The organism is Pseudomonas sp. 9.1(2019), assembly GCF_009910445.1.
In the GTDB taxonomy this organism is placed as follows: Bacteria; Pseudomonadota; Gammaproteobacteria; order Pseudomonadales; family Pseudomonadaceae; genus Aquipseudomonas; species Aquipseudomonas paraversuta.
Genome location: NZ_VBWF01000004.1, coordinates 101,549 through 123,882, shown reverse-complemented (window position 1 = coordinate 123,882; position 22,334 = coordinate 101,549). Strand labels below are relative to the sequence as shown.

17 protein-coding genes and 1 riboswitch are annotated in these 22,334 nt (G+C 59.8%); of the genes, 7 read left to right on the top strand and 10 right to left on the bottom strand.

The window, feature by feature from the left end; genetic code table 11:
* Window positions 1-351 carry a RidA family protein gene (locus FEZ21_RS05155; protein WP_004419629.1) on the top strand — a complete coding sequence of 117 codons (351 nt, stop codon included), beginning with the start codon at window positions 1-3 and terminating at the stop codon, window positions 349-351.
* A gap of 26 nt (window positions 352-377) precedes the next feature.
* Window positions 378-1,280 carry a transporter substrate-binding domain-containing protein gene (locus FEZ21_RS05150; RefSeq protein WP_004419631.1) on the top strand — a complete coding sequence of 301 codons (903 nt, stop codon included), beginning with the start codon at window positions 378-380 and terminating at the stop codon, window positions 1,278-1,280.
* Between the two features lie 30 nt (window positions 1,281-1,310).
* Here the strand turns inward: FEZ21_RS05150 and FEZ21_RS05145 are convergent, their stop codons facing one another.
* Entirely contained in the window at window positions 1,311-1,952 is a 642-nt protein-coding gene (locus tag FEZ21_RS05145; protein ID WP_004419632.1) for an HD domain-containing protein, read from the bottom strand.
* A 192-nt stretch (window positions 1,953-2,144) separates the two neighbouring features.
* Between FEZ21_RS05145 and FEZ21_RS05135 the strand changes: the two genes are divergently transcribed.
* A complete protein-coding gene (locus FEZ21_RS05135; RefSeq protein WP_004419635.1) occupies window positions 2,145-3,110 on the top strand; it encodes a GlxA family transcriptional regulator in 966 nt (321 codons plus the stop codon).
* Between the two features lie 47 nt (window positions 3,111-3,157).
* Here FEZ21_RS05135 and FEZ21_RS05130 read toward each other — a convergent pair whose 3' ends face one another.
* Together FEZ21_RS05130 and FEZ21_RS05125 are read right to left on the bottom strand one after the other, a co-directional pair.
* Window positions 3,158-3,877, bottom strand: a complete 720-nt coding sequence (locus FEZ21_RS05130; protein ID WP_004419638.1) for a 16S rRNA (uracil(1498)-N(3))-methyltransferase — start codon at window positions 3,875-3,877, stop codon at window positions 3,158-3,160.
* Between the two features lie 134 nt (window positions 3,878-4,011).
* On the bottom strand, window positions 4,012-5,418 hold the full coding sequence (locus FEZ21_RS05125; protein WP_160626595.1) for an adenosylmethionine--8-amino-7-oxononanoate transaminase: 1,407 nt from the start codon (window positions 5,416-5,418) through the stop codon (window positions 4,012-4,014).
* A 287-nt stretch (window positions 5,419-5,705) separates the two neighbouring features.
* Between FEZ21_RS05125 and FEZ21_RS05120 the strand changes: the two genes are divergently transcribed.
* Both FEZ21_RS05120 and FEZ21_RS05115 read left to right on the top strand, forming a co-directional pair.
* Window positions 5,706-6,257, top strand: coding sequence for a cytochrome b (locus tag FEZ21_RS05120; RefSeq protein WP_004419642.1), 552 nt, complete (start codon window positions 5,706-5,708; stop codon window positions 6,255-6,257).
* A gap of 32 nt (window positions 6,258-6,289) precedes the next feature.
* Window positions 6,290-6,865 (top strand): YceI family protein, encoded by a 576-nt coding sequence (locus tag FEZ21_RS05115; RefSeq protein ID WP_004419644.1) that lies wholly within the window; start codon window positions 6,290-6,292, stop codon window positions 6,863-6,865.
* 245 nt (window positions 6,866-7,110) lie between these two features.
* Here the strand turns inward: FEZ21_RS05115 and FEZ21_RS05110 are convergent, their stop codons facing one another.
* The 3 genes from FEZ21_RS05110 to ahcY form a co-directional block, all read right to left on the bottom strand.
* Window positions 7,111-8,967, bottom strand: a complete 1,857-nt coding sequence (locus FEZ21_RS05110; RefSeq protein WP_004419646.1) for a DEAD/DEAH box helicase — start codon at window positions 8,965-8,967, stop codon at window positions 7,111-7,113.
* A gap of 320 nt (window positions 8,968-9,287) precedes the next feature.
* Entirely contained in the window at window positions 9,288-10,133 is an 846-nt protein-coding gene (metF, locus tag FEZ21_RS05105) for a methylenetetrahydrofolate reductase [NAD(P)H] (RefSeq protein WP_004419648.1), read from the bottom strand.
* A 192-nt stretch (window positions 10,134-10,325) separates the two neighbouring features.
* Window positions 10,326-11,735, bottom strand: a complete 1,410-nt coding sequence (ahcY, locus tag FEZ21_RS05100) for an adenosylhomocysteinase (protein WP_004419650.1) — start codon at window positions 11,733-11,735, stop codon at window positions 10,326-10,328.
* A 22-nt stretch (window positions 11,736-11,757) separates the two neighbouring features.
* A riboswitch (S-adenosyl-L-homocysteine riboswitch) is annotated at window positions 11,758-11,864 on the bottom strand.
* Window positions 11,865-12,029: 165 nt separating this feature from the next.
* On the opposite strand from ahcY, the gene FEZ21_RS05095 reads away from it, so the two are divergent.
* Window positions 12,030-12,431 (top strand): acyl-CoA thioesterase, encoded by a 402-nt coding sequence (locus FEZ21_RS05095; protein ID WP_004419651.1) that lies wholly within the window; start codon window positions 12,030-12,032, stop codon window positions 12,429-12,431.
* A gap of 157 nt (window positions 12,432-12,588) precedes the next feature.
* Window positions 12,589-13,434, top strand: coding sequence for a formate/nitrite transporter family protein (locus FEZ21_RS05090; RefSeq protein WP_127196529.1), 846 nt, complete (start codon window positions 12,589-12,591; stop codon window positions 13,432-13,434).
* A gap of 74 nt (window positions 13,435-13,508) precedes the next feature.
* Here FEZ21_RS05090 and FEZ21_RS05085 read toward each other — a convergent pair whose 3' ends face one another.
* The 4 genes from FEZ21_RS05085 to FEZ21_RS05070 form a co-directional block, all read right to left on the bottom strand.
* The gene (locus FEZ21_RS05085; RefSeq protein WP_004419653.1) at window positions 13,509-14,126 is read right to left on the bottom strand and encodes a hemolysin III family protein; all 618 of its coding nucleotides are present in this window, start codon (window positions 14,124-14,126) and stop codon (window positions 13,509-13,511) included.
* A gap of 137 nt (window positions 14,127-14,263) precedes the next feature.
* Window positions 14,264-14,716, bottom strand: a complete 453-nt coding sequence (locus FEZ21_RS05080; RefSeq protein WP_160626593.1) for a chemotaxis protein CheW — start codon at window positions 14,714-14,716, stop codon at window positions 14,264-14,266.
* A complete protein-coding gene (locus FEZ21_RS05075; protein WP_160626591.1) occupies window positions 14,709-20,228 on the bottom strand; it encodes an Hpt domain-containing protein in 5,520 nt (1,839 codons plus the stop codon). The genes FEZ21_RS05080 and FEZ21_RS05075 overlap by 8 nt, the downstream gene beginning before the upstream one ends.
* Entirely contained in the window at window positions 20,228-22,285 is a 2,058-nt protein-coding gene (locus FEZ21_RS05070) for a methyl-accepting chemotaxis protein (protein ID WP_004419659.1), read from the bottom strand. The genes FEZ21_RS05075 and FEZ21_RS05070 overlap by 1 nt, the downstream gene beginning before the upstream one ends.
* Between the last annotated feature and the right edge of the window lie 49 nt (window positions 22,286-22,334).

The following is a 22,334-nucleotide window of genomic DNA, read 5'->3' as shown; positions in this document are numbered from 1 at the left end:
ATGACGATTCACCGCCTCAACAGCAATGACCGTTTAAGCGCCGCTGCGACCTTCGAGGCGCTGGTATTTTTGTCGGGACAGGTTCCCACCCAAAGCACAGATATTTCTGCGCAGACTCAGGAAGTTCTCGCCAAGATCGACGCATTGCTGGCCGAGACCGGCAGTGACAAAGACCACATCCTCAACGCCACGATTTACCTGCAAAACATCGAGCGCGACTTTGCGGCCATGAATGCCGTGTGGTCAGCCTGGCTCTCGGCGGGCAAGGCGCCGACACGCACCACCCTGCAAGCCGAACTGGCGCGGCCTCAGGTGCTGGTAGAAATCAGCGTGATTGCCGTTCGTCACTGACCTGTTTGCAACCGGAGAACAAGAAGATGAAAAAACTCACTTTGATCAGTTGTACGCTGGGTCTGTTGCTCAGCCACTCACTGCACGCCAGCGAAGCGCCATTACAGGGCACGCTGAAGAAAATTGCCGACTCGGGAAGCATTACCCTGGGTTATCGCGACGCCTCAGTGCCGTTTTCGTATGTGGGCGACAACAGCGGCAAGCCCATGGGCTATTCGGTGGAGCTGGCGAACAAGATCGTCCAGCGCATTCAGCAGCAGTTGGGCGACCAGCCGCTGAAGGTCAAATACAACCTGGTGACCTCGCAAACCCGTATCCCGCTGGTACAAAACGGCACCGTCGACCTGGAGTGCGGGTCTACGGGGGTGACTGCCGAGCGGCAAAAGCAGGTGGCGTTTTCATACGGCTTCATTTACGTCAAAGGCCAGCTGCTGACCGCCAAGGACAGTGGCATCAAAGGCTTTGATGACTTGCGCGACAAAAACGTGGTGACCACCGCCGGCACCACCAACGAACGTTTCATCAAAAGCTATAACGCTGACCACAAGATGAACATGAACGTGATCAGTGCCAAGGACCACGGCGAAGCATTCAAGATGCTGGAGACCGGCCGGGCTGCGGCGTTCTATATGGACGACGCGCTGCTTTACGGCGAACGCGCCAAAGCCCGCGACCCGCACAACTGGGTCGTGGTGGGTGACGAGCAATCGCGGGAAATCTACAGCTGCATGGTGCGCAAGGACGACCCGCAGTTGCTGGCAGTGGTGAACAAAACCCTGGCCGATTTATACCAGTCCGGGGAAATTACCGGCATCTACCAGCGCTGGTTTGAACAGCCAATCCCGCCCAACGGCCTGAATCTCGAATTCCCGATGACCGCCGAGTTGAAACAGATCATCGCCACGCCGGTGAGTGACCCGGTGGAGTAGAAGCCGGCCCCCACTCCATTTTCTCCGTGATCAGGAAGCCCAGGGCGATTTGCGGATGATTTCGACGAAGTTCAGCGGTTTGAAGCCCGGGTCGCAGTCCACCAGTACGTCGGCGTTAACCGTGCCAAAGGTGGTTTGCGGACGATGCTTAAAGCCGTTGGCGAAGGCGCAGAGAATGCACTCTTTGAAACCTTCGCCCCGCGGGTGAGCATGGACTACGGCTTCACGCTGCGCGGCAGGGAACGCCGCGTAGTCGATGCCCAGCACATCCATTTCAACCCCCGCCGTCACCAGCGCCACAGTCGGACGCAGGTGCTGCGTGACGCCCGGCGTGGTGTGCAACGCGATGGATAACCACACCTGCTCCACATCGTCATCGCTCAGGCCGAACGGTTTCATAAAGGCTTTGGCATTGTTGGCACTGTCCACTTCAAAGCGCTCGTCTTCAGTACGGTGGCCTTCGACCAGCCCCAGGTCGTGAAACATCGCCCCCACATAAAGTAGTTCCGGGTCATAGGCCAGTTGCTGGCGCTGCCCGCTCAGGGCGCCAAACAAAAATACCCGGCGCGAGTGGTTGTAGAGCAAATCGGACTCGACGTCGCGGATGTATTCGGTGGTAGCTTTGGCCAGGGCGCTGTCCGGGATGACGATGCCTGCGATGGTCTGACTCATGGCGAACTCCTCGAGCGAGCGCCGGGTTGGCGCCGTGATGTTTAGTGTGGGCGCATACCCCAATGGCAACAATCAGCGGACAGTGACGATTCGTGCCAATCAGGTTGCAATGCCGGCCATCGTCCTGCAGGCGCTTGTCCACAGCAGCGGACTACGGTATTTCATCTCTTACTCACCTGACGGCCGACTCTGATGACCCTGACCGTAGCATTGATCGTGTTTCCTGGCGTACAGGCACTGGACGTGACCGGTCCCATGGATGTGTTTGCCGAAGCCAATGCCTTTCTGGCCCCCGACAAGCAATACCGGCTTGACGTACTGGGGCTGGAGTCAGGGCTGCTGAGGTGCTCGAACGGGCTGTCGATTCAGGCCCACCGGCATTTTTCTGCAGCACCAGACAGCTATGACCTGGTGTTATGTGCAGGAGGCCCGGCCTTGCCCGGGCAGGATTTCGGCGCGGAGTTTTACACCTGGCTGCGCGGTATATGCCGGCGGTCGCGACGCTATGGCTCGATCTGCAATGGCGCATTGATGCTCGCCCGTACCGGGTTGCTGGACGGGCGCCGTGTCACCACGCACTGGAGTGATGTCGCGGCCCTCGCCCGTCTGTGCCCCGACGCCGTGCTGGAGGTGGATCGCCTGTATGTGCAGGACGACAATTTGTACACCTCGGCCGGGGTCACGGCGGGGATTGATCTGTCGTTATATGTACTGACTCAGGATCACGGCCCGCAGGTGGCGCTGAATGTGGCCAGACGCTTGGTGGTCTTTACCCAGCGCTCAGGCGGGCAGTCGCAGTTCAGCCCGTTTCTGACCGCAACCCCCCATACCGCTTCAGCGGTCGCGGCAGTACAAGGCCTGGTGCTGCAGAATCTGCGCACCGACCTGAGCATCGCCGAGCTGGCACAGGCTGCCGCCATGAGCCCACGTAATTTCTCTCGGATATTTGCCCGGGAAACAGGGACCACACCCGCGCAGTTCGTGGAAGGAGCCCGGGTGGACGCTGCCCGGGCCCTGCTCGAAAACGCCACCCTGGCGCTCAAGACGGTGGCATACGAATGCGGCTTTCGCGATGCCCACCATATGCGTAGCGTATTTATGCGCCGGCTGGGGGTATCGCCCCAGCAGTTCCGGATGAATTTTGCACCGATGGTTTAAGCCACAGGCGCAGGCTTGTCCGCGCCAAAACCGGGATCAGCGCGCAATCAGAAATCGCCCCACAACTGTTGGGCCACGGCCAGGGCCACAACCGGTGCCGTTTCGGTACGCAGTACCCGAGGACCAAGGCGCGCAGGCTGGAAACCCGAGGCCTGGGCCTGATCGATTTCGTTGTCGGTCAGCCCGCCTTCGGGCCCGATCAGAAACGCCAGACGCCCGGGTTTGGCGTGGCTGGCCAACGGCTCGGACACCGGGTGCAGCACCAGCTTGAGATCAGCCTCGGTGGTTTTGATCCACTCACTGAGCAACACCGGCGGGTGAATGACCGGCACCCGCGAACGACCGCATTGCTCGCACGCGCTGATTGCCACCTGGCGCCAGTGCGACAGGCGCTTCTCGGCGCGCTCGTCCTTGAGCCGCACTTCACAGCGCTCGCTCATGATCGGGGTAATTTCGTTGACCCCCAGCTCGGTGGCCTTCTGAATGGCCCAGTCCATGCGCTCGCCACGGGACAAACCCTGGCCGAGATGAATGGCCAGTGGCGATTCAATTTGCCCGGCAAAGCTTTCGTCGAGCAACACCCGCACCCGTTTTTTCCCGACTTCCAGCAGGCGCCCGGTGAACTCATGTCCCGAGCCATCGAACACCTGCAGGGCATCGCCCTCGGCCATGCGCAGCACGCGGCCAATGTAATGCGCCTGGGCTTCAGGCAATTCGTGTTCACCGAGGCTCAAAGGTGCATCGATAAAAAAGCGGGACAATCTCATGTAGGTTCTCTGAAAATTAAATGACTTATGTCGCCGCTGCCGCAGGCTGCGATGGGTTGCGCAGCGACCCCGTTTTAAAAACGAAGGTCCTTCGGCCCTTGTCGCCGTCTGCGCCAGCGGCTACAAAACAGGGCTTAGCCGGGGTCACGGAAGTCGGGATGGAAGTTCGACGGCACGGCCACGGTGATATCACTGCGGGTCGCAATGTCGATCCCTTCACTGGCCACTTCGGCCAGAAAGTCGATCTGCTCCGGAGTAATCACGTAAGGGGGCAAGAAATACACCACGCTGCCCAATGGGCGCAACAAGGCGCCGCGCTCCAGTGCGTGCTGGAAGACTTTCAAACCGCGCCGCTCCTGCCATGGGTAAGCGGTTTTGCTGGCTTTGTCCTGGACCATTTCAATGGCCAGCACCATACCCGTCTGACGCACTTCCGAGACATGGGGATGGTCAACCAGATGCGCCGTCGCACTGGCCATGCGCTGGGCCAGGGCCTTGTTGTTCTCGATCACATTGTCCTGCTCGAAGATATCCAGCGTCGCCAGAGCGGCCGCGCAAGCCAGCGGGTTGCCCGTATAACTGTGGGAATGCAGGAAGGCGCGCAGAGTCGGATAGTCATCGTAGAACGCGCTGTAGACCTCGTCGGTGGTCACACAAACGGCCAGCGGCAAGTAGCCGCCGGTAAGGGCCTTGGACAGGCACAGGAAGTCCGGCGTGATGCCGGCCTGCTCGCAGGCGAACATGGTGCCGGTACGGCCAAAACCCACTGCAATTTCATCGAGGATCAGGTGTACGCCATAACGGTCGCAGGCTTCACGCAGCAGCGTCAGGTATACCGGATGGTACATGCGCATGCCGCCCGCGCCCTGAATCAGCGGCTCGACAATCACCGCAGCCACAGTGTCGTGGTTCTCGGCGAGTGTCTGCTCCATGGCCAGAAACATCGTGCGCGAGTGTTGTTCCCAGCTCACGCCCTCGGGGCGCAGGTAGCAATCGGGGCTCGGCACTTTAATGGTGTCGAGCAACAGCGCTTTGTAGGTTTCAGTGAACAGCGGCACGTCACCCACCGACATCGCCGCCATGGTTTCACCGTGGTAGCTGTTGGTCAGGGTCACGAAACGTTTTTTTTGCGGCTGGCCACGGTTCAGCCAGTAGTGAAAGCTCATCTTCAGCGAGACTTCGATACAGGACGATCCGTTGTCCGCGTAGAAGCAGCGGGTCAGGCCCTCAGGGGTCATCTTGACCAGGCGCTCGGACAGCTCAATCACCGGCTGATGGCTGAAGCCGGCAAGAATCACATGCTCAAGCTGGTCGACCTGATCCTTGATGCGCTGGTTGATACGCGGGTTGCAATGGCCAAACACGTTGACCCACCACGAACTCACCGCGTCCAGGTAGCGCTTGCCTTCGAAGTCTTCCAGCCATACGCCTTCGCCGCGCTTGATCGGAATCAGCGGCAGCTGCTCGTGATCTTTCATTTGGGTGCAGGGGTGCCATAACACGGCAAGGTCACGCTGCATCCACTGATTATTCAGGCCCATATCCACTCTCCTGGCGCTGGCTCCCGGCGTGTGCGGGCAAACAATCGCGCAAGCCTATGCAATGCGCGTGCGTGTAACAACCCATTACTATTCACCAAAGCCCGGGGTGTTGAACTTTGAGACGCTCACGGGCATACAAGAGCGACATAAAACATCGTTAACGTTTGCTTAACTTTTCACTCTCAGGCTACTGATCGCATTTATCGATGCCTTACAGCAAATAAATGCGCTTTCATTCGATAGGTAAATCATTAGTCTTAGGCGCAAGTTCCCACAGGATGTCGGTAATGCAGTTACGTAACTCGTCTTCTCGCTATGGTGCGGTCAGTATTTTCATGCATTGGTCCGTTGCGCTGGCGGTGTTCGGATTGTTTGCCCTGGGCTTGTGGATGGTCGGCCTCGACTACTACAGCCCATGGCGCAAGGAAGCACCGGACCTGCATAAAAGCATTGGCCTGACGCTATTCGCCGTGATGTTGCTACGGGTGCTATGGCGCTGGATCAGCCCCGCTCCGCCGGCACTTGAAAGCTACAGCCGGGCAACGCGCATTGGTGCCAAACTCGGCCATGGCTTGTTGTATCTGGGGTTGTTCGCCGTGATGTTTGCCGGCTACCTTATTTCCACTGCCGAAGGCGTCGGTATTCCGTTTTTCGGCCTGTTTGAAGTACCCGCTCTGATTTCCAACTTGCCCGATCAGGCCGATGTGGCCGGTGTCGTGCATCTGTGGCTGGCGTGGGCCGTGGTGATTTTTGCCGGTTTGCATGGCCTGGTCGCCTTGAAACACCACTTTATCGATCGTGATGCGACCCTGACTCGTATGCTGGGACGCAAAGCCTGATGCTCAACCTCAACTCAAAAGGAATAGAACGCATGTTGAAAAAGACCCTCGCTGCACTGGCTCTCGGTACTGCTCTGCTGACTGCCGGCCAGGCCATGGCTGCTGACTACACCATCGACAAGGAAGGCCAGCACGCCTTCATCGACTGGAAAATCAGCCACCTGGGCTTCAGCTTCATTCACGGTACTTTCAAGGACTGGAGCGGCACCTTTTCGTGGGATGCAGCCAAGCCTGCAGACAGCAAAATTGACGTTACCCTGAAAACCGCAAGCCTGTTCTCCAACCACGCCGAACGCGACAAGCACATCGCCAGCAAAGATTTCCTGGACGTGAGCAAGTACCCGGAAGCGACCTTCAAGTCGACCAAAGTGGTGCCAACCGGCGACACGACTGCTGACGTGACCGGCGACCTGACCCTGCACGGCGTGACCAAGCCGGTAACGTTCAAGGCCACGTTCAACGGTGAAGGCAAGGATCCATGGGGCGGCGAGCGCGCTGGCTTCAACGCGACCACCACCATCAACCTGCAGGACTTCGGTATCAAATCCCCAAGCAAGGACCAGACTCTGAGCCTGGACATCTCGCTGGAAGGCGTGAAAGCCAAGTAATCGCGCTTTCATACGGCTAAAAAAAACGCCCCGACTCGCAAGAGCCGGGGCGTTTTTTTGTGTACGGAATAAACCTGTACCCATTCGGTCTGCAGGTTAAACCCTGTTGACGCATTCGCCGGCAAGCCGGCTCCCGCAATGGCGGGGAGAATAAAGGCGCTTGCTCCTGCAGAACCCTCGCCAGACGCGCATAAAAAAATGCCCCTGATCTCTCGATCGGGGGCATTTTTTCAGGCGGTGTTAACTCAGCGGTTGCGAGTCAACAGCGCTGGCTTCTCGCCACGAGGGCGGTTCGGCAATTGATCCAGCTGCTCAGGTGTCGGGAAGCGATCGCTTTTCGACTCCTTGTGCATGATCTTCGGCTGGTTCTCGCGCGGGCCTTTAACCGCTGGCTCTTGACGGGCATCGTCACGGGCCGGACGGTTTTCGCGACGGGCCTGACCGTCACGCGGAGCACCACTGCGTGGGCCGCTGCGCTTGGCTGGCGGAGTGCCAGTGCTGGCGCCGCTGCCGGTACGCGGGCCGTTCTGGCGACCCTGAGAAGCACCACCGGTACGGGCAGGTGCAGCACCGGTGCCAGCAGCAGGTGCGCCCGGACGGCGACCACGGCTCTGGTTGTTCTTGTTCTGGTACGGGCTGACGTAATCAGCGCGGTTACCAAAGTTGTCTACGTCGTCATCACGGAACTCGTCCGGCGCGCGGTTGGCGTCCGAACGCGGAGCAGGCTGACGCTGTTCACGGGCAGGTTGCGCTTCCCGTGGCTTTTGCTCACGGGCAGGACGTTCGCCGCGAGCAGCTGCCGGTTTTTCCTTGCTCTTTTCCTTGCCCTTGTCTTTACGACCACCGCCACCGCCCGGGTTACCCGGACCGTCGCCACGTGGACCGCGAGGCGGGTTGCGCGGGTTACGCACATCCGGACGCTCACGTACTTCAGGCTTTTCGGCTTCTACTGTGCTGGAGTCAAAACCCATCAGGTCGCCATCGGCGATTTTCTGCTTGGTCATGCGCTCAATGCTTTTCAGCAGTTTTTCTTCGTCCGGAGCGACCAGCGAGATCGCTTCGCCCGAACGACCGGCACGGCCAGTACGGCCGATACGGTGAACGTAATCTTCATCGACGTTTGGCAGCTCGAAGTTGACCACGTGTGGCAGCTGATCGATATCCAGACCGCGAGCGGCGATATCGGTGGCTACCAGAATGCGTACGGCACCGGCCTTGAAATCGGCCAGGGCTTTGGTCCGTGCGTTCTGGCTCTTGTTACCGTGGATGGCCACAGCGCTGAGGCCGTGTTTGTCCAGGTATTCAGCCAGACGGTTGGCACCGTGCTTGGTACGGGTGAAGACCAGAACCTGTTCCCAGGCGCCTGCGGTAATCAAGTGCGCCAGCAAGGCACGCTTGTGGGTAGCCGGCAGACGGAAAACGCGCTGTTCGATACGCTCGACCGTGGTGTTCGGCGGCGTAACTTCGATGCGTTCCGGGTTGCGCAGCAGCTTGCCGGCCAGATCGGTGATGTCCTTGGAGAACGTCGCCGAGAACAGCAGGTTCTGACGCTTGGACGGCAGACGGGCGAGGACTTTTTTCACGTCATGGACGAAGCCCATGTCAAGCATCCGGTCGGCTTCGTCGAGCACCAGAATTTCAACGTGGGACAGGTCAACGCTGCCTTGGCCGGCCAGGTCGAGCAAACGACCCGGGCAGGCAACCAGTACGTCGACACCGCGGGCCAGTGCTTGTACCTGAGGGTTCGTACCGACACCGCCAAAGACGCAGGCACTGACGAACTTCAAGTCGCGGGCATAGAGCTTGAAGCTCTCATGCACCTGGGCGGCGAGTTCGCGAGTAGGGGTCAGGACCAGCACGCGTGGTTGGCGTGGGCCGTGGCGCTGGGATTTGTCCGGGTGGCCATTGGGAAACAGCTTTTCCAGAATCGGAAGAGCGAAGCCGCCGGTTTTGCCAGTACCTGTCTGAGCCGCAACCATCAGGTCGCGACCTTGCAACACGGCGGGAATGGCCCGCTGTTGCACCGGAGTAGGCTCGGTATAGCCCGCAGCTTCAATGGCGCGGACTAAAGCCTCGGAGAGACCGAGGGAAGCAAAGGACATGAGTAATCCTGTTCTAGTTAGGGCTTGGCCCAAAGGGATAGTCTTGCCTGGCGTGAATGGCGTTTAAGGTGACGCAATCCCGTCCGGTCCTGCTCCAGTCCTGAAGGCTCATTCAAACTGCTCGCGCTGGCTGAAAGCTGCGCTGTAGCCGGGTTGAATGCCTTGTACAAGGACGAGCGGCCGGGCGTAAGCCTGGCGGAAAGCCCGGAGTATAACAGAGCAATCACGGCGCGCCGATTTCATGCTGCTGAACGGCTTTGCAGAGCTGTACGGCACATTCCCTGCGGGAGCGAGCACACTCGCTCCCGCAGGGGGGTGTGTCAGCGAGGCAGCTTGAGGTTGTTCCAGATCGCCAGGCTGGGCTCGGCCTGGTTCAGGGTGTAGAAGTGCAAGCCCGGGGCGCCGCCGTCGAGCAGGCGTTCGCACATTTCGCTGATGACCTGTTCGCCAAATGCCTGAATGCTCTGGATGTCGTCGCCGTAGGCTTCCAGCTGCTTGCGAATCCAGCGCGGGATTTCAGCGCCACAGGCGTCCGAGAAGCGCGCCAGCTTGCTGTAGTTGGTGATCGGCATGATGCCCGGCACGATTGGAATCGTGACGCCAGCCGCCCGCACACGCTCGACAAAACGGAAGTAGCTGTCTGCGTTGAAGAAGTACTGGGTGATTGCGCTATCGGCGCCGGCATGGGCCTTGCGCACGAAGTTGTTGATATCGTCTTCGAAGTTGCGCGCTTGCGGGTGCATTTCCGGATAGGCAGCCACTTCTATATGGAAGTGATCAGCGGTCTCTTCACGAATGAAGCTCACCAGGTCATTGGCATGGCGCAGCTCGCCACTGGCCATGCCCATACCCGAAGGCAGGTCGCCACGCAGCGCAACAATGCGCTTGATACCCGCAGCTTTGTACTGGGTCAGCAGGCCGCGCAAGTCAGCCTTGCTGTCACCCACACATGACAAATGCGGGGCGGCAGGTACTTTTACTTCGCTCTCCAGTTGCAGCACGGTATTGATCGTGCGGTCACGGGTGGAGCCACCGGCACCATAAGTGCAGGAGAAAAAATCCGGGTTATAGGTCGCCAGCTGGCGAGCCGTGTTCATCAGTTTTTCATGTCCAGCATCGGTCTTGGTCGGGAAGAACTCGAAGCTGTAACGACGGTCTTGAGACATGGAGGCAACCTCCAGCGGCAAGCTACAAGCTTCAAGCGCCAAGAGGGCGATGCGCCAGGCTCTTGTGCTGCAGGCTTACAATTTGCAACTGCTTATTATTGTTTACACTCAATAGCTGGCCCCAAGCCTCAAGCTACAAGCCAAAGCAATCTGCTTTGCTGGCAACTCGAGGCTTGAAGCTTGCAGCTGCTATTAGTAGCGGTAAGCGTCCGGCTTGAACGGGCCTTCGACGGTAACGCCGATGTAGTCAGCCTGTTGCTTGGTCAGCTGGGTAACTACGCCGCCAAAGCCGCGAACCATTTCCAGGGCCACTTCTTCGTCAAGTTTCTTCGGCAGCACTTCTACAGTCAGACGCTCGGCTTGCAGCTCGGCTGGCAGGTCTGCGTATTTCTGGGCGAACAGGAAGATCTGGGCCAGAACCTGGTTGGCGAACGAACCGTCCATGATGCGGCTCGGGTGACCGGTGGCGTTGCCCAGGTTCACCAGACGACCTTCGGCCAGCAGGATCAGGTAGTCGTCGTTCTGCGGGTCGAATTCGCCCAGGCCAGTACGGTGAACCTTGTGAACCTGTGGCTTCACTTCTTCCCATGCCCAGTTCTTGCGCATGAAAGCGGTGTCGATTTCATTGTCGAAGTGGCCGATGTTGCACACTACAGCGCGTTTTTTCAGCGCAGCCAGCATGTTCTTGTCGCACACGTTGACGTTACCGGTGGTGGTCACGATCAGGTCGATCTTGCCCAGCAGCGCAGCGTCGATGCTGGCGGCAGTGCCGTCGTTCTGGCCATTGATGAACGGCGAAACCACTTCGAAACCGTCCATGCAGGCTTGCATGGCGCAGATCGGGTCAACTTCCGAAACCTTGACGATCATGCCTTCCTGACGCAGGGACTGAGCCGAACCCTTGCCCACGTCGCCGTAGCCGATCACCAGCGCCTGCTTGCCGGACAGCAAGTGGTCAGTACCGCGCTTGATGGCATCGTTCAGGCTGTGACGGCAGCCGTACTTGTTGTCGTTTTTGCTTTTGGTCACCGAGTCGTTGACGTTGATCGCAGGGATCATCAGCTCGCCTTTGGCCAGCATGTCCAGCAGACGGTGTACGCCGGTGGTGGTTTCTTCCGTCACGCCGTGGATCTTTTTCAGCATGTCCGGGTATTTCTTGTGCAACAGCTCGGTCAGGTCGCCGCCGTCGTCGAGGATCATGTTGGCATCCCAAGGCGCGCCATCCTTGAGGATGGTTTGCTCAAGGCACCACTCGTACTCTTCTTCGGTCTCGCCTTTCCAGGCAAATACCGGGATACCGGCAGCAGCGATAGCGGCAGCAGCCTGATCCTGAGTCGAGAAGATGTTGCACGACGACCAGCGCACTTCGGCACCCAGGGCAACCAGGGTTTCGATCAGCACGGCAGTCTGGATGGTCATGTGGATGCAGCCCAGAATCTTCGCGCCCTTGAGCGGTTGTTCTGCTGCATAGCGGCGACGCAGCCCCATCAAAGCCGGCATTTCGGACTCGGCGATGAAAGTTTCGCGGCGGCCCCATTGGGCCAGGGACATATCAGCGACTTTATAGTCAGTAAAACCTGCAGGCGTGTTTACAGCGCTCATCAAGAGCCTCCATTCGTTTAATCGCGAATGGGCGCCGTTGTGCGTTTAGTGCCTGAACAGGGAGCCCTGAACAAACAACGCCCCATCCGAGCCTGACAGGTTGAACCTGCTGCAGCGCCCCTCGGACAGGTGGCGGGAACGGTACTGGGTAAATATGACCGTTTTGAAGCGGGGGGGATTATAGCTGTCTTTATCCGGGTAGTGGCAAGCTGCAAGCAAGAGCGAATCGGCTTCTACTTGCAGCTTGTCGCTTAAAACTTGAAGCTGAGGGCCACACTCAAACCTGGAGCCGCCATGAACTTCCACACCCGCAAGTGGGTTAAACCCGAAGACCTCAACCCCAACGGCACCCTGTTCGGTGGCAGCCTGCTGCGCTGGATCGACGAAGAAGCCGCCATTTACGCCATCGTGCAACTGGGCAACCAGCGCGTGGTGACCAAATACATCTCCGAAATCAACTTTGTCAGCGCTTCGCGCCAGGGCGACATCATCGAGCTGGGCATCACCGCCACAGAGTTCGGCCGTACCTCGATCACCCTGACCTGTGAAGTGCGCAACAAGATCACCCGTAAAAGCATCCTGACAGTCGACAAGATGGTCTTCGTCAACCTGGGTGAGGACGGCTTGCCGGCTCCCCACGGGCGCACCGAGATCAAATACGTCAAAGACCAGTTCCAGGATGACGATCAGGCCTGACCGGACATCGGGCCTTGTGGGGGCCGGCTTGCCGGCGAATGCATGATCAAGACCGCATCGCTGGCAAGCCAGCTCCCACCTGCCATGCAGCACCCTGAGTGAACAGCTTGCAATCCAGCGTGTCGTAGCTTTACACACGCTTACGGTGACGAGCCCGATGGACACTCAAAAAAGCGGTAAAACCCCCAACCTGTCGGCTGAAGAAGAGCACGACGTCACCAAAAACCAGCCGCCACGGGCAGCCGTGCTGCATGAAATCATTCGCCTGCAGGGCGACATGGAACTGGAGCGCAGCATTGCCGCCCTGTTCTGGTCGGCACTGGCTGCCGGACTGACCATGGGCCTGTCGCTGATGGCCATGGGCTTGCTCAACTCGCGCCTGCCGGACGGCGAAGCGTTCAAGGTCATTGCCAGCTTCGGTTACTGCGCAGGTTTTCTGGCCGTCATCCTCTCCCGCCAGCAACTCTTCACCGAAAACACCCTGACCGCCGTATTGCCGATCATGAGCAAACCCACGCTCAATAATTTCGCACGCCTGTTCCGGCTGTGGGCGGTGGTGCTGGTGGGTAACCTGCTGGGCACGCTGCTGGTTGCCTACACGATGCTGCACTTGCCGATTTTCGACAGTCAGACCGATAAGGCCTTTCTCGAAATCGGGCGCAAGGTCATGGAAAACGACTCCAGCCAGATGTTCGCCAAAGGCATTATCTCGGGCTGGATGATTGCCACCATGGTGTGGATGATCCCGTCGATGGAGAGCGCCAAGATGTGGATCATCATCCTCATCACCTATCTGATGGCCCTGGGTGACTTCACCCACATCGTGGTCGGTACGGCCGAGGTCTCATACCTGGTGTTTGCCGGCGAGTTGCCGTGGAAAGATTTCTGGCTGATCTTTGCCGGCCCGACCCTGGCCGGCAACATCATCGGCGGAAGTTTTATTTTCGCCCTGATCAGCCACGCCCAAATCCGCAGCGACACCCAAAAACCGCAAAAAACCTGAGCCAAATCCTGTAGGAGCGAGCTTGCTCGCGAGCTTTTTCAAAGCAGCAAAGCTCGCTCCTACAGATATCAGGGCTAGATCACGTAGTGCGCGATCGCCACAAAGTGCAGCACGCTGCCGGCAATCACAAACAGATGCCAAATGCCGTGGGCATGACGCAGGCGGTGATCAAGGGCAAAAAATATGATGCCCACGGTGTACATCACCCCACCCGTGGCCAGCCAGACAAAGCCGGCGGTACCCAGCGCCGCCAGCAATGGTTTGACCGCCACCAGCACAATCCAGCCCATTACCGCGTAAATCACGATGGACAGAATGCGCGCCTCGGAGCGCGGCTTGATCTCTTGCAGCATGCCGATCACCGCCATGCCCCAGACTATGCCGAACAGCGACCAGCCCCACGGCCCATGTAGCGTGACCAGACAGAACGGGGTGTAACTGCCGGCGATCAACAGGTAAATCGACAGGTGATCGAACTTCTGCATGATCACTTTCGAGCGCCCGCGCACGCTGTGGTAAACAGTCGAAACGCTGTACAACAACACCAGCGTCACGCCATAGATCGCCACACTGACAATCTTTTGCGGGCTGCCGTCCAGAGATGCCATCACCAGCAACCAGATACTGCCTGCCGTCGCCAGCAACGCCCCCACCAGATGAGTCCAGGCGTTGAGTTTTTCACCGTGATACATGTGCAACTCCCTCAAGATCCGATAGTGCGACCGTGTCACCTTGTTACGAGATAAGGGTCAAGGCTGCGACCTTAAAGGGCAATGCGGCGATCGTCGAGAAGTGCAAGGCTGCTCCTGCTGAAACTTTGCTGGCGCAGTTAAACCTCTTCCCCCATCACCAATCTCTCCAGCGCCAGCAGATCCGGAATCCTGGCCACGTGATCTCCCACTTGCACCGCCGCACGCTCCAGCGGGCACAGCGGCACGTCGACAAAGCTCAATTGGCTATCGACTTTGTAGGAGCGGGGGATGCCCTGCACCACCATGGCGATGAACTTGAGCTGCGGATTGCCCCCCAACGTATTGAGAATGACGATGCGTGCCCGCTCGCCAATCACCAGCGGGCTGCCGCACGCGGCTTCGAAACTGATCAGCGGCAATTCACGGTCGCGCCAGGTGATCTGCCGCAGATGCCAGGGCGGCGAGTCGCTGCTGGGTTCGCCGCGCTGCCAGTCGATCAGCTCCGCTATGGCAACGTTGGGCAATAGCAGGTAACGGTCCACCAGCGGCAGCAGCAGCCCGGTCAGGCTGCCCACACGGTGATCAAGCATTGAACTTGCTCCAGTAGGCGATGCGCTCCAGCAACACCGACTCTTGATACGGTTTGCCCAGGTAGTCGTTGACGCCGATGGCCATGGCCCGGTTCTGGTGCTTTTGCCCGGTACGCGAGGTGATCATGATGATCGGCAGGTCTTTAAGACGAGGGTTGTTGCGCACGCGGGTGGCGACTTCAAAGCCATCCATACGCGGCATTTCAATGTCCAGCAGCATCAGGTCCGGGGTGTGTTCTTCGAGCACGCTCATGGCATCAACCCCGTCCTTGGCGGTGATCACGTTCATGCCGTTGCGCTCCAGCAGACGGCTAGTGACTTTACGCACGGTGACCGAATCATCGACCACCAGCACCAGCGCCGGGCGCAACGCCGGGGAGAACTCCAGGGCACCGACCGCCCGCTGTTGCGCCTGCAACAAAGGCAGGCGCGCCTGGTGGGCGCGAATGTAGGCCAGCAGATCAAGGATCAATACCACTCGCCCGTCACCCAGAATGGTGGCACCGGACAAGCCCTGAACCCCGGTGAATTGCGGCCCCAGACTTTTGACCACGATTTCCCGCGACCCTGCCAGCGCATCGACTTGCAGCGCCACCCGCTGGTCCTGGCAATGCACCAGCAACACCGGTACCGAATGGTTTTCGCCAGCCAGCCTGGGCTTGCCCACGGTTTGCAGCAGTTCACCCAGATAACGCAATTCGTAGGTTTGGCCGCCGTAGTGATACAGCGGCGGGTTGAGCTGGTAGTAGCCCTCCAATTCATTGGGCATGACCCGCACAATGCCCTCGACAGTATTGAGGGCGATGGCGTACTGCTCGTCGGCGCACTGCACCATCAGCGCCCGATTGAGCGAGACACTGAACGGCAGGCGGATTTGAAAGTGCACGCCCTGGCCGGCCACCGAGTCGATGGTCATGCTACCGCCCAGCTGGCGCACTTCTTCGTGCACCACGTCCATGCCCACGCCACGCCCGGAAATCTGGGTGATTTTTTCCGCCGTGGAAAAGCCCGGCTGCATGATGAACTGCAACACGTCGCGGTCCGAGATGCTGGAAGCCGGGTCGAGCAGCCCGCGCAGGATGGCCTTGCGCCGCACCGCTTCAAGGGGCACTCCGGCGCCATCATCATGCATGTCGAACACCACATCGCCGCCTTCATGGGACAGCTCAAGGGTAATCAGCCCCTGCTCGGGTTTACCGCTGGCCCGGCGCACGTGCGCCGGCTCCAGGCCGTGGTCGACGGCATTGCGCAGCATGTGTTCGAGGGGGGCCACCATCCGCTCCAGCACATTGCGGTCGATCTCGGCTTCGCCATTGATGACACTGAAGTCCACCTGCTTGCCCAGCTCGCTGGCCACTTGCCGGACAATCCGTTTAAGGCGCGGCAACACCCGCTCGAACGGCACCATGCGCGTGCCCATCAGGCCTTCCTGCAACTGAGTGTTCACCCGCGCCTGCTTTTGCAGCAGGCCCTGGGCATCCCGATTGCGCGCGGCCAGGGTGGCCTTGAGGTCGAGCAAGTCAGATGCCGACTCGAACAGTGCCCGGGACAATTGCTGCAGCAGCGAATGGCGATCCATTTCCAGCGGATCAAACTCATCGTAGGCCACCCCGTCACCCTCGGTGTGCTGACGATTATGCTGGCGCCCCTGGGTTTCGCTGTCGAGCCGGCGCAACTGATCGTGCATCCGCTCCAGGGTGGTCTGCATTTCGTTGAGGGCAACCTGGGCATCGTTGACTTGCTGCTCCACACGCCCGCGGATGATCGAACTTTCCCCCGCCAGGTTGAGCAAGTCCTCCAGCAGTTCGGCCGGCACCTTGACCGTGTCCAGCCCGGTACGCTCGCCTTCCGGCACCACCGCGCCAGCCGGCTCCGGTTTGCTCGGCACAGCACTCGGGCCAGGTTGCCGGGTGCTGCGCTCGATCTGCCGGATGCGCTCGATCAGCACCTGTGGCGAGGGCAACGGCTGACCACTGCGCAAGGCATCAAGCATTTGCGCCAGCTGGTCATGACAGCGCTGCAATAACATGAACAGGTCCGCACCGGGCGCCAGAAAACCCACGGAAATATCTTCGAACAGGGTTTCCAGCTCGTGGGCAAAGTCGCCGATGGCCGCAACTTCAACCATGCGCGCGCCCCCTTTAAGGGTGTGCAAGTCCCGCAGCAGGTTTTCGACTTCCATATGGTTCTGCGGGTCGGCTTGCCAACGCACCAAGGCCGCACCCGAGCTTTCGAGAATGTCGAAAGCCTCATCCAGAAAGATGTCCTGCAACTCAGGGTCGCCATTGCCTTGGGCCGCGTCGGACTGAATGCTGCTCGCCGGCCCCTGGCTGGCACCCAGCTGCGCCGTGGCGGCGCCCAACTCGGTAATCTCCAGGGTTTTGGTGCCCTCCCGACGGATCAGGCCCGTGGCTTCAGGTGCCAGACCTTCATGCAACAGGTCGTGCAGGGTCTGGATCAGCACCGGCTGCGGGGTGATTTCTTGCCCCGCCGCCAGCTGGTCGAGCATGTTGATCAGTGCTTCATGGGCGTTATTGGCCTCGGTGAAAAAACGCTCACTGACCGCCAAGCTGCTTTCTTCAACGGCGCCATACAGATCAAGCAAGGCTTCGCACAGCGCGTCGAAAGGCTGCAAGTCCAGCAGATGCGCGGACTCGGCCAGGCCGGTCAGATGCTCGAGCAACCCATCCAGCCCCTGACGCTCGTGCGGGTTCTCGCGCCAGTGCAATAGCAGGTCTTCGGCGTCAAACAGGCTGTCCATGCTTTCGGCCAGAAACTCGGCGATGCGCTGAGGATCGCGCTTGGGTTCCAGACTGCCCCCGGGAGCATTGATCAATTCATCCACACGACTGGCGATCAATTGCTCGATACGCTTGATCAGGGGCCGGGCACCATGGATTTCAGCCTGCGGGTCGACATCCAGTTGCTTGAGGCCGCGATGCAGCAAGCTGTCAGCCTCCAGCAGCAGTTCGATTTCATCCCGGTCCAGGCTGATTTGGTGCCCCTTGTACTCGCGAACCAGATGATCCAGGGCCGTGGCCAGCTCCGCCATCGGCAACATACCGGCCATGTGGGCGCTGCCCTTGAGGGTATGCATGGCGCGTTGCAGGTCGTCGCTGGCAGGCAACGGTAATTGCTGGCTGGCCTGATCGAGAAAATGGTCAAGGCTGCCGAGGTGGGTTTGTGCTTCCTGTCGGAAGATATCCAGCAGTTGCGGATCAGTACCGCTGCTGTCCTGCTCGATCAGCAACGGCAACGGCTTACTTTTTGACAGGCTGTGGGCCCGTGCGGCCAATCGGTCGACATCTTCGCGCTGACGCTGGCTAAGCTCGGCAAACTCCTGCACCAGCTCCGGGATAATCACCAGTACCTCTTCCAGCAACTGATAGATCTGCGGCCCTGGCGCCACGCTGCGCTCAATCACCCGGTTGAGTAGATTCTCGACAGCCCAGGCCAGCTCACCCAGCACCAGCGCCCGGACCATGCGCCCGCTGCCTTTAAGCGTGTGAAAGGCCCGCCGCAGTTCGGCCAGTGCAGCACTGTCGGCCGGGTTGGCTATCCACTGGGGCAAATAGTCATGCAGGGCGACCAGAACCTCGTCGGTCTCTTCAAGAAAGACTTCCAGCAGTTCTTCATCGACTGCTGCCTCGTCTACCGGGGGCGGTAGCAAGCTGCCGGGAATATGTTGTGCCGGCGGGTTGAGCGCTGACACCGGGCTGGCCAGAACATCGGCCAGGCTCTGCGCCACCAGGGGCCCTTCCAGGGTCTGAGAGATCTGCATGGCCAGCACTTCGGCCGGGCTGAGGCGGTCATTGAGCACTGGCACCTGGCGCTCTGCCGGGGCATAACCCAGTTCATTGAGGCTGTGCTCGGCCCGATCCAGCACCTGTTCGCCGCTGGCCCCGGGGTCCTGGGAGAGGCGCTCCAGGTAATATTCGATGCTGATCAGCACATTCGCCAGTTGTTCAAGCTGCTGCGCAGACGGCGGTCTGGCTGGCAGCAGTAGCTGTTCGCCCAAGTATTGGTTGCAGGCCTCGAGCAGGCTGGCGGCACGGGTCAGCGGGATCATCGCCAGGGCGCCACGGATTTGCGTCAGCAGTTCGGGCAGTGGTTGCAGATGCTGGCGATCAAAATCTGCCGCCAGGTAGTCGCTGATCAGGTCTTTGACTTCTTCGAGGCCGATGCGCGCCTCTTTGATCACCAGTTGATGGATCTGCATCAGATCGGTGGTGGGCAGACGGCTCTCTTCGCGCTGCGACGGTTCAGCATTGCCGACCATGCCGGCCAACGTGGCCTCGACATAGAGCAAGGCCGCAGCGACATCCATTAACACCGCATCGGTGGGCTCACGCTGCCCCTGGGCCAGGCTCTGGACCACGGCCAACTGGTCGATGATGACTTTACGCGGCTGACCAAAACCCAGCACGGCCAGGGTATCGGCGATCTGCCGCAAAGGCGCCATCAGGCTGCTCAGCTCCGACACGTGGGAGCGGTCGCTGCGCACAAACAGGTCCAGACGCTCCTTGACCCGCACCAGCTCTTCGCACAATGCCGCCACCACTGAGCGCATGGCATCGCGATCGGGCCCCGCCAGCCGCGCACGCTCTTCATCCACCATGGCCGCGTCGGGCATGGCTTCGTCCAGCTCATAGCGGGTTTTCAGCGCGAGCATTTTGGTGGTCGGCTGTTCGGCTTTGGCGATGTAAAACAGCAAACTGGTCAGCAGTTCTTCGGGCGCAGGCTGGTTGATGCCGTCTATGCCTTGTTCCAGCAGGCGCTTGAGTTCTTTGTCCGATTCATTGAACAGGCTGCGCAACGCCGGGCTGTTGGCCACCCGCCCGCGGAGCATGCCATCCACCAGCGCCGCGGAGATTTTCCACAGTGCATTGAGCGGCGCGCCGTGGCACATGCTTTCGAGGCGGGCGAACACCCCCGCCATCAGCTCCAGACTGGCCTGCACCTCTTCTTCACGCTGCAAACCCTGCAGCGCGGATTGCAAGGTGTGGCGCAGGGCCCGCAGCTGATGCGGCCATTGTGGCGGCAGCAAGCGGGCCAATGCGGCCTGGTCCAGCTCGGGCAAGTGCTGCAAGGGCGGGCTGAACAGGCTGGTTTCCGAGAGCAGTGCTTCACCTCGGGCGGTGCGCAAATCATTGAGCAGCGGCAGCACCACCAGCGGCCAGTCACGCCGGGCACTGTGTACACGGTCCAGATACAAGGGCAACTGCCTGAACGCTTGCTGCAACAGGCGCAAGGCTTCGTCGAGCTGGCTGACACGGCCCTGCTGCAGGGCAATCACCAGTTTCTCCATCTCTTCGGCCAGCAAGGCGGCGCCGTAGAACTCCACCATCAACAGGCTGCCATGCACCTGATGAATACAGTCCAGGCACTGTTCCAGCATCTGGGCAGTGGGCGGCTGCCCGTCCTCTCCCAGCGCCACACGTGCCTGTTTCAAGGTGTCGGCAATATCGCCTTTGACCCATTCGAGGGCTACGTAGTCGTGCCGGTCAACCATTACTGTGGCTCACGTGGTTTTTGCGTGGCGGGCAAGGTGAACCCGGACACTGAACGCCGCAACTGGCTGGCCATTTTGGCCAGGTTGCCAATGCTGTCGGCGGTGGCAGTGGAACCGGATGAGGTCTGGTTGGTGATTTGCTGAATCACGTTCATCGTCAGGGAAATCTGCGCCGCCGAGGTGGTCTGCTGTTGGGCGGCGTTGGAAATGCTTTGAATCAGATCGGCAAGGTTTTGCGATACACCTTCGATTTCTTCCAGGGCCACACCGGCATCGTGTGCCAGACGAGCACCGCGCACCACTTCGGTGGTGGTCTGCTCCATGGAAATAACCGCTTCATTGGTGTCGGCCTGAATGGCCCGGACCAGGGTTTCGATTTGCCGCGTGGCCGCCGAAGAGCGCTCTGCCAGGCGCTGGACTTCGTCAGCCACCACGGCAAACCCGCGTCCGGCATCACCGGCCATCGAAGCCTGGATGGCCGCGTTCAGGGCCAGGATATTGGTCTGATCGGCAATGTCATCAATCAGACTGACAATGTCGCCGATCTCCTGGGAAGACTCGCCCAAGCGTTTAATCCGCTTGGCGGTGTCCTGAATTTGCTCACGAATGTTGTCCATGCCGTGAATGGTGTTGTGCACCACTTCATTGCCTTTGTTGGCAATGGCGACAGAGCGCTCCGCCACCGCCGAGGACTCTGAGGCGTTGGCCGAAACCTGATCGATGGAGTGGGCCATTTGCTGGATCGCCCCCGATGCCTCTGCAATCTGCTGCGCCTGATGTTCCGAGGCTTCAGCCAGTTGCATGGCAGTGGCCTGGGTTTCCTGCACCGCCGCCGCCACCTGACCCGCAGTCAGGTTGATGGTCGCCACCAGTCCGCGCAATTGGTCGATGGAATAGTTGATGGAGTCGGCAATGGCGCCCGTAAAGTCTTCCGTGACCGAGGCCGTCACGGTCAGGTCGCCGTCGGCCAGGTCTTCGATTTCATCAAGCAGGCGCATGATCGCGTTTTGATTGCGCTCGTTCTTTTCAGCGGTTTCCCGCAGCTGGCGATTGGTTTCGCGCACCATCACCATCCCGATCAGGATGATCGACGCCAGCGCCAGCAGGCCCAATACATAGCCGCCGATGATGTCCAGCGAGCGTCCGCTGGCCAGGTTTTCAAAGCCGTTGGCCAGGTTCGACGCCTCGTCGAGCAAGGTCTGCGACAAGCTGAAGATATTGTTCGCCGCTTCGCGCACGTGGAACAGCTGGGGGGAGGTTTCGAGAATCTCGTCCACCGAACCGGATACAAACTGGAACAGCTCCGAGATTTCCAGCAAGCGGGTACGTGCGTCCTTGTCTTCGACCTGAGTAATTCTCAGCCCCTCACTCCCTTCCAGCATGCCGTTGAGCACTTGCCCGAAACGGTTGGCATCGCGGCCAAAGGCACCTGCGGCCTGCGCTGCATTCTCATCACCGGCCAGTACGGTGTTGACCGCGCCCAAAATGCGCTCGGCCAACAAGGACTGACGCTGAGCCAACACCACCTGGCTGGCAGGAGCGCCACGCTGCAAGAGGATTTCCACAACCTTTTCGTACTCGACCTGCAACTGCGGCACGGTTTCCGCCAGGGTGGCGGCGACCTGATGCAGCGACAGGACGGTTTGCTCACTTGCCAGAATGGCGTTGGTGTTATCCAGCAATTGCTCCCAGTCGCGCTGCACCGCCTGCATTTCCTTGTGCACGGCATGGGGCGCCGGGGGCAGGCCAGTGGCCGGGTCGCCTTTTTTCAGGAAGCCCCAGCGCTGGCTGAAATCATTGCGCGCATCGCTGAGCAAGCGGAACGCCGCCGCCTTGCCGGCAGCCGCTTCAGTGGCGTTCTTGGCGATACGCTGCGAAAGCACCCGCAACTCACCCGCATGGCTGATGTACTGCTTGTCGTAGTTGGACTGGGTATTGAGGTAAGCAAAGTTGGCGAACAACAGCATGATGAACACGATCAGGGCGATAAAAAGCACGATGATCTGGGAGCGACTGCGCGACCCTTCCATTGGTTTAGCGGTATTGGCTGTGGTCATCGATCAGGTCCCGGGGTCCCGTGTCATTGCTGAAGGTACAAAGTGGCGG

Coding starts and splice junctions, on each gene's coding strand:
- FEZ21_RS05125 (WP_160626595.1), bottom strand. CDS start 5,418: ATGGGCCTGAATAATCAGTGGATGCAGCGTGACCTTGCCGTGTTATGG.
- FEZ21_RS05070 (WP_004419659.1), bottom strand. CDS start 22,285: ATGACCACAGCCAATACCGCTAAACCAATGGAAGGGTCGCGCAGTCGC.
- FEZ21_RS05120 (WP_004419642.1), top strand. CDS start 5,706: ATGCAGTTACGTAACTCGTCTTCTCGCTATGGTGCGGTCAGTATTTTC.
- FEZ21_RS05095 (WP_004419651.1), top strand. CDS start 12,030: ATGAACTTCCACACCCGCAAGTGGGTTAAACCCGAAGACCTCAACCCC.
- FEZ21_RS05115 (WP_004419644.1), top strand. CDS start 6,290: ATGTTGAAAAAGACCCTCGCTGCACTGGCTCTCGGTACTGCTCTGCTG.
- FEZ21_RS05135 (WP_004419635.1), top strand. CDS start 2,145: ATGACCCTGACCGTAGCATTGATCGTGTTTCCTGGCGTACAGGCACTG.
- FEZ21_RS05090 (WP_127196529.1), top strand. CDS start 12,589: ATGGACACTCAAAAAAGCGGTAAAACCCCCAACCTGTCGGCTGAAGAA.
- FEZ21_RS05150 (WP_004419631.1), top strand. CDS start 378: ATGAAAAAACTCACTTTGATCAGTTGTACGCTGGGTCTGTTGCTCAGC.
- ahcY (WP_004419650.1), bottom strand. CDS start 11,735: ATGAGCGCTGTAAACACGCCTGCAGGTTTTACTGACTATAAAGTCGCT.
- FEZ21_RS05075 (WP_160626591.1), bottom strand. CDS start 20,228: ATGGTTGACCGGCACGACTACGTAGCCCTCGAATGGGTCAAAGGCGAT.
- FEZ21_RS05085 (WP_004419653.1), bottom strand. CDS start 14,126: ATGTATCACGGTGAAAAACTCAACGCCTGGACTCATCTGGTGGGGGCG.
- FEZ21_RS05110 (WP_004419646.1), bottom strand. CDS start 8,967: ATGTCCTTTGCTTCCCTCGGTCTCTCCGAGGCTTTAGTCCGCGCCATT.
- FEZ21_RS05130 (WP_004419638.1), bottom strand. CDS start 3,877: ATGAGATTGTCCCGCTTTTTTATCGATGCACCTTTGAGCCTCGGTGAA.
- FEZ21_RS05155 (WP_004419629.1), top strand. CDS start 1: ATGACGATTCACCGCCTCAACAGCAATGACCGTTTAAGCGCCGCTGCG.
- FEZ21_RS05145 (WP_004419632.1), bottom strand. CDS start 1,952: ATGAGTCAGACCATCGCAGGCATCGTCATCCCGGACAGCGCCCTGGCC.
- FEZ21_RS05080 (WP_160626593.1), bottom strand. CDS start 14,716: ATGCTTGATCACCGTGTGGGCAGCCTGACCGGGCTGCTGCTGCCGCTG.
- metF (WP_004419648.1), bottom strand. CDS start 10,133: ATGTCTCAAGACCGTCGTTACAGCTTCGAGTTCTTCCCGACCAAGACC.